Below are 6,614 nucleotides of genomic sequence, written 5' to 3' on the forward strand. Positions count from 1 at the left end.
AGGGAACACAATGGCACAGCCTGCAAGGGAGCCGGTGAAGGGCTCCTGTTCCACCCCGCCGGTGCACACCGAGGACGCCGTCACGTCCGTGCACCCGGTGGACGAGAAGCTCCACCTCTCGCGGCTCGTCCCCGCCGCGCTCCAGCACATCGCCGCCATGTACGCAGGCGTTGTCACTCCTCCGCTCATCATCGGCCAGGCCTGCGGACTCGACATCGCGGCCCGCACCCGGCTGATCGCCGCCTCCCTGCTCATCGCGGGCGTCGCGACCATTCTCCAGACCATCGGCGTCAAGGGCTTCGTCGGCAACCGGCTGCCCTTCGTCAACGCCGCCTCCTCCGCCGGTATCGCCCCGATCCTCGCGATCGCCGAGACCAACGACAAGGGCCACCAACTCCCCGCGATCTACGGTGCGGTGATGGTCGCCGGTGTCTTCTGCCTGGGCGTCGGGCCCTTCTTCGGGCGGCTGCTGCGCTTCTTCCCGCCGCTGGTCACCGGTGTCGTCATCACGCTCATCGGCGTCACCCTGATGCCCGTGCCCGTCAGCTGGGCGCAGGGCGGCGACAAGACCGCCGCCGACTTCGGCGCCATGAAGTACCTCGCGCTGGCCGGGTTCACCCTCGCCGTCATCCTGCTCATCCAGCGCTTCGGCAAGGGCTTCGTCAAGCAGGTCGCCCTGCTCTTCGGGCTGCTCGTCGGCACCCTGGTCGCCATCCCGTTCGGCATGGCCGACTTCAGCGCCTTCAGGTCGGCGCCCGTGGCCGCGCTGCCCACGCCGTTCGCCTTCGGAGCGCCCGAGTTCCAGCCCGCGGCGATCCTGTCGCTGTGCATCGTGATGCTCGTGCTGATGACCGAGTCGTCCGCCGGCATGCTCGCCCTCGGCGAGATCTGCGACCGCCGCGCCAACGCGAAGACGATCACCCGGGGCCTGCGCACCGACGGCATCGCCACCCTGATCGGGCCGGTCTTCGGCGGCTTCCCCACCTCGGCCTTCGCCCAGAACGTCGGTGTCGTCTCGCTGACCCGGGTGCGCAGCCGCTACGTCGTCGCCGTCGCCGGCGCGACCCTGCTGGTCCTCGGCGCCTTCCCTGTCCTCGGTGCGGTCGTCTCCGTGGTCCCCATGCCGGTCCTCGGCGGCGCGGGCATCGTGCTGTTCGGCTCGATCGCCGTCAGCGGCATCCGCACCCTGTCGGAAGCCGGCCTGGACGACAGCTCCAACATCATTCTGGTGGCCGTGGCGCTCGGCGCGGGCATCATCCCGCTGGCCGCCCCCACCTTCTACGCCGACTTCCCCGCCTGGGCGCAGACGGTGCTCGGCTCCGGCATCAGCGCCGGCGCGCTCGTCGCGGTCCTGCTCAACCTGTTCTTCCATCACCTCGGCACCCGGAGCGGCCAGACAGCCCCGGCACTCAAATCCTCCTAGGGTCCTGCCGTGCCCTCCCCGTGGACTCACCCTCGTCCACGGGCCGCCACCGAAAGACAAGGAAGCACGATGGCAGTATCGGCAGCCCAGCGCATCGTGATCGAGAACTGCGCGATCGCCACCGTGGACGCGGACGACACCGAGTACGTGTCGGGACATCTCGTCCTCGCCGGGAACAGGATCGAGTCGGTCGGCGCCGGAAAGGCCCCCGAGGGCCTGCAGAACGTGGTGCGCCGGATCGACGCGAGCGGCCACCTGGCCACGCCCGGTCTGGTCAACACCCACCACCACTTCTACCAGTGGATCACCCGGGGTCTGGCCACCGACCACAACCTTTTCGACTGGCTGGTCGCGCTGTACCCGACGTGGGCGCGCATCGACGAGCAGATGTGCTACTCGGCCGCGCAGGGATCGCTCGCCATGATGGCCCGCGGCGGTGTCACCACAGCCATGGACCACCACTACGTCTTCCCGCACGGCTCCGGTGACCTGTCCGGCGCGATCATCAAGGCCGCCGCCGAGATGGGTGTGCGCTTCACGCTGGCCCGCGGCTCGATGGACCGCAGCGTCAAGGACGGCGGGCTGCCGCCGGACTTCGCGGTGGAGACGCTGGAAGGCGCGCTCGCGGCGACCGAGGACACCGTCCGCAAGCACCACGACGCCTCCTTCGACGCGATGACCCAGGTGGCCGTCGCGCCCTGCTCGCCGTTCTCCGTGTCGACCGAACTCATGCGGCACGGCGCCGAGTTGGCCCGCCGCCTCGGCGTGCGGCTGCACACTCACGGCTCGGAGACCGTGGAGGAGGAGAAGTTCTGCCACGAGCTGTTCGGCATGGGCCCCACCGACTACTTCGAGTCGACGGGCTGGCTCGGTGAGGACGTGTGGATGGCGCACTGCGTCCACATGACCGACTCCGACATCGCCGCGTTCGCCCGCACGAAGACCGGCGTCGCCCACTGCCCGTCGTCCAACGCCCGCCTCGCGGCCGGCATCGCCCGCGTCCCCGACATGCTCGCCGCGGGCGTCCCGGTCGGTCTCGGCGTCGACGGCACCGCCTCCAACGAGTCAGGTGAACTGCACACCGAGCTGCGCAACGCCCTGCTGATCAACCGCCTCGGCGCGCACCGCGAGGCCGCGCTGAACGCCCGCCAGGCACTGCGCCTCGGCACCCACGGCGGAGCGCGGGTGCTCGGCCGGGCCGACCAGATCGGCTCGCTGGAGGCGGGCAAGCTGGCCGACGTGGTGCTGTGGAGGATGGACACCCTCGCCCACGCCTCCATCGCCGACCCGGTGACCGCGCTGGTCTTCGGCGCGGCCGCCCCGGTCACCGCCTCGTTCGTCAACGGCCGCCAGATCGTGGAGGACGGGCGCCTGCTCACCGTCGACGAGGACACCGTCGCCCGCTCCACCCGCGAGGAGGCACAGCGCCTCGCCCGGATCAGCGCGCAGGCCTGATCCCCCAAGTCTCCGGCCGAGAGGGACGGCTCCCGGCCGGGAACCGTGGATCCGAGCGGGATCCACGGCAGCCGTCTCCGGGGCGCGCGTGAGAGCGTGCGCCCCGGAACGGTGTCACCGCTCACCGCGCCACCCCCCGTCACGGTCCCGCACGACCCCCGCACCACCTCCATGAAATCCACGTCGCCCCACGACGTGTTAGCCGCCCGGAGGAGCAGCTGTGGCCGCCCATCCCGTAGACGAAAAACTCCCCGCCCTCAAGATGGCGACCAGTGGCCTGCAGCATGTGGCCGCCATGTACGCCGGAGTCGTCGCACCACCCCTGATCGTCGGTGCGGCCGTAGGCCTCTCCGGCACCGACCTGACCTTCCTCACCGGCGCCTGCCTGTTCACCGCGGGCCTCGCCACGTTTCTGCAGACCCTCGGCATCTGGAAGATCGGTGCCCGGCTGCCCTTCGTCAACGGCGTCACCTTCGCCGGTGTCGCCCCCATGACCGCGGTGGTCGCCTCCACCCACGACAAGTCCGACGCCCTGCCGATCATCTTCGGCGCGGTCATCGTCGCCGGCCTGCTCGGCTTCCTCGCCGCCCCCCTCTTCTGCAAGGCGGTCCGCTTCTTCCCGCCGGTCGTCACGGGCTCCGTGATCACCCTGATCGGCGTGTCCCTGCTCCCGGTCGCCTTCGGGTGGGCCCAGGGCCCCAACCCGAAAGCCGACGACTACGGTTCGACGACCTACCTCACCCTGGCCGGCATCACCCTGCTGATCGTGCTGCTGCTGCGCCGCTTCACCCGCGGCTTCGTCAAGCAGATCGCCGTACTGCTCGGCCTGATCATCGGCACGCTCATCGCGATACCCTTCGGCGTCACGGACTTCAGCCCCGTCGGCGAGGCCGACATCGTCGGCTTCCCGACCCCGTTCCACTTCGGCGCCCCGCAGTTCCAACTCGCGGCGATCCTCTCCCTGTGCGTGGTGATGGTGGTCTCGATGACCGAGTCGACGGCCGACATGCTGGCGCTCGGTGAGATCGTCGAGCGTCCCGCCGACGAGAAGACCATCGCGGCCGGCCTGCGCGCCGACACCCTCGGCTCGGCGATCAGCCCGCTGTTCAACGGCTTCATGTGCAGCGCCTTCGCGCAGAACATCGGCCTGGTCGCGATGACGAGGATCCGCAGCCGGTACGTCGTCGCCACCGGCGGCGGCTTCCTGGTCCTGATGGGCCTGTGCCCGATGGCCGCCTCGCTGATCGCGGTCGTGCCCCGCCCGGTCCTCGGCGGCGCCGGCGTGGTGCTGTTCGGCTCGGTCGCGGCGAGCGGCATCCAGACCCTGGTGCGGGCCGGCCTGGAGCGGGACAACAACGTCCTGATCGTGGCCGTCTCCCTCGCCGTCGGCATCATCCCGATCACCGCGCCGGAGTTCTACCACTCCTTCCCCGAGACCGCGAAGATCGTCCTGGACTCGGGCATCTCGACGGGCTGTGTGACGGCCGTGGTGCTCAACCTCCTCTTCAACCACATCGGCAAGGACCGAGCGGCCCAGGACGTCACCCACCCCATGGAGGCAGGGGAGGAGATCGCCGCTGCACACTGAGAGCGACGGTCAGGACGCGACCGGCCGGGGGAGACGGGCACGATGCCGTCGCCCCCGGCCGTTCCACGACGGCGGGCAGCCCGCAGGCCGGGTCAGGCCAGGGGGTACTCCTCGTGCAGTCCGGCGGTGTTCACGTTCGGGTGCAGGGTGAGGCGGCCGTCGCTCCAGCGGACGAGGACGTCGTTGGCGGCCTTGTTCTGGGTGAAGGCGCCGGTGGTCAGGACCGTGGCGTTGCTCCAGGGGGAATTGGCGGGGCGGATCGTCTTCTCGCCGTGCAGGCCCTTGAGGTCGACCGCCGGGTAGATCGTGGTCTCGCCGTCGATCCAGCGGACCATCAGGTCGGAGGACTTGCCCCCGGTGAAGTCGCCCGTGCCGATCTGTCCGGCGTAGGTCCACGTCTTGTCGCTCTTGGCGATCTGGGTTTCCTTGCGCAGGGCGTTGGCGCCGAGGTCGGGGTAGATCGACACGGTGCCGCTCGCCCACACGACGAGCAGGTCGTCGCGCAGGGGGCCGCCGTTGAAGCGGCCGAGGGTGACGAGCTTGGCGTTCTGCCAGGTGGCGTTCTTGGCGGTGAGCATCTTCTCGCCGTGGAAGCCGCTGCGGTCGACGGTCGTGTACTGGCTGACCTCGCCGTCGCCCCAGCGCACCACGAGGCCCTCGCCGCCGGCGGCGAAGCCTCCGCCGGCGATCGCCCGGGCGTGCTGCCACACGCTGCCCGGCTTGGCGATCTGGTACTGGGCGACGAACGGCACGGACGGGTCCTTCCCGTCCGACCCCTGGAAGAGGGTGGCCGAGCCGTCCGTCCACACCACCACGAGATCGTCCTGGACGGCGGCGGTGAAGTCGCCCGCCGCCGTGAGCCTGGCCTGCCGCCAGCGTTCCGTGCCGCCCAGCGCGAACGGCGGGACGGGCTGCTGGTAAGGGCCCGGATCGTCGTGGCGGCCGTTCTGGGCGTCGTCGTAGAGGCGCAGTATGCGCTCGCCGTAGAGCGGGCTGTACGTGATCCGGTCGTAGAGGGGGTCGCCCGAGGGGACGTCGGGACCCCCGCCGTTGTAGCCGCCGACGTTGCCGATGATCTCGCCCGTGCCCTCCTTGTCGTCCAGGTGCGAGAACCAGGGCCCGCCGGAGACGCCGCCCCACATCCCGGCGCAGTCGATCCGCATCTGCTGGAAACCGGGCAGCGCCCCGGTGCGGGTGGCGCAGCGCACGGGCCGGTCCTGCGGATTGTGGCCCACCGAGGGATAGCCGACCACCGTGACGTCGTTGTCGGGGCGGGGCGTGCGGACGAGGGTGTTGCCGCCGGCCACGTCCTGAAGACGCCGCTCACCCTCGGGGGCGACACGGCCGAAGGCGACGTCGAGGTCGGACTCGGGCGCGGTGGTGTTGCGCTTGTACTGCGGGTCGAGGAACCACTCCGAGACGGGCCAGACGCCGTACGGCTGCCCGTCGAGCGGTTTCGCCGGATCGTAGCGGGGGACGAAGACCGCCTTGGCGCCGGCGCAGTGCCCGGCGGTCAGGATGAGCCCGCCGCCGGGGCTGAGGACGGTGGCGGCCGAGCAGTAGTGCGCCCGCATCTCGCGATCGACCTGGAAGAGCATGCCGACGGACCGGATGCCGTCGAAGTGGGTGGCCGCGACCCCGGCCCCCTGTACGCCCCGGGCCCCGCGCGGGGCCGCCGCCCCGGCCGTTCGGGGGGCCGGGCCCGTGCGTGCGGAGGAGGTCGGCGTGGGCGCCGAGGGATCCGTGGCGGAGGCCAGGCGCTGGGGTGTCCAGAAGCGGAGGGCCGCCGCCGCGTCCCAGCCGTCGGCGGCGGCGCCGGGTGCGGCGGATGCCGGGGGAACGGAGGCGAGCAGGGCCGTGCAGAGGGCGGCGGTGGCGGAGAAGCGGCTCAGACCGCGTCTGAGGGGCAAGGGATGCTCCAGGGTCCGGGGAGAGTGAGGGGTGACGGGGCAGGGTGCGGTGGTGACGTCCTACGAAGTCGGCACGTCGTCCGGAGACGGCGGGCCGTTCGGATGCGGCGGGCCGTTCGGATGCGGCGGGGGGGGGGGGGCCCCCCCCCCCCCCCCGGGCCCCCCCCCCCCCGGCCCCCCCCGGGGGGGGGGGGGCGCCGGCGGCCGCCGCCCCCCGGGCCCGCCCGGGGCCGGCCCC

4 protein-coding genes are annotated in these 6,614 nt (G+C 71.6%); 3 read left to right on the forward strand and 1 reads right to left on the reverse strand.

Annotated elements, in window-relative coordinates; genetic code table 11:
• Nucleotides 1-10 precede the first annotated feature (10 nt).
• From ACF1GV_RS38515 to ACF1GV_RS38525, 3 genes are all read left to right on the forward strand, one after another.
• Nucleotides 11-1,423, forward strand: a complete 1,413-nt coding sequence (locus ACF1GV_RS38515) for a nucleobase:cation symporter-2 family protein (RefSeq protein ID WP_391690951.1) — start codon at nucleotides 11-13, stop codon at nucleotides 1,421-1,423.
• Between the two features lie 69 nt (nucleotides 1,424-1,492).
• Nucleotides 1,493-2,878: an 8-oxoguanine deaminase gene (locus tag ACF1GV_RS38520; protein ID WP_391690954.1), complete on the forward strand. Its 1,386-nt coding sequence runs from the start codon at nucleotides 1,493-1,495 to the stop codon at nucleotides 2,876-2,878.
• Between the two features lie 220 nt (nucleotides 2,879-3,098).
• On the forward strand, nucleotides 3,099-4,466 hold the full coding sequence (locus ACF1GV_RS38525) for a nucleobase:cation symporter-2 family protein (protein WP_391690957.1): 1,368 nt from the start codon (nucleotides 3,099-3,101) through the stop codon (nucleotides 4,464-4,466).
• A 92-nt stretch (nucleotides 4,467-4,558) separates the two neighbouring features.
• Here ACF1GV_RS38525 and ACF1GV_RS38530 read toward each other — a convergent pair whose 3' ends face one another.
• Complete coding sequence (locus tag ACF1GV_RS38530) at nucleotides 4,559-6,376, reverse strand: trypsin-like serine peptidase (RefSeq protein ID WP_391690960.1); 1,818 nt, start codon at nucleotides 6,374-6,376, stop codon at nucleotides 4,559-4,561.
• Nucleotides 6,377-6,614 lie beyond the last annotated feature (238 nt).

The sequence above is a fragment of the Streptomyces sp. NPDC014006 genome (assembly GCF_043088925.1).
Taxonomy (GTDB): Bacteria; Actinomycetota; Actinomycetes; order Streptomycetales; family Streptomycetaceae; genus Streptomyces.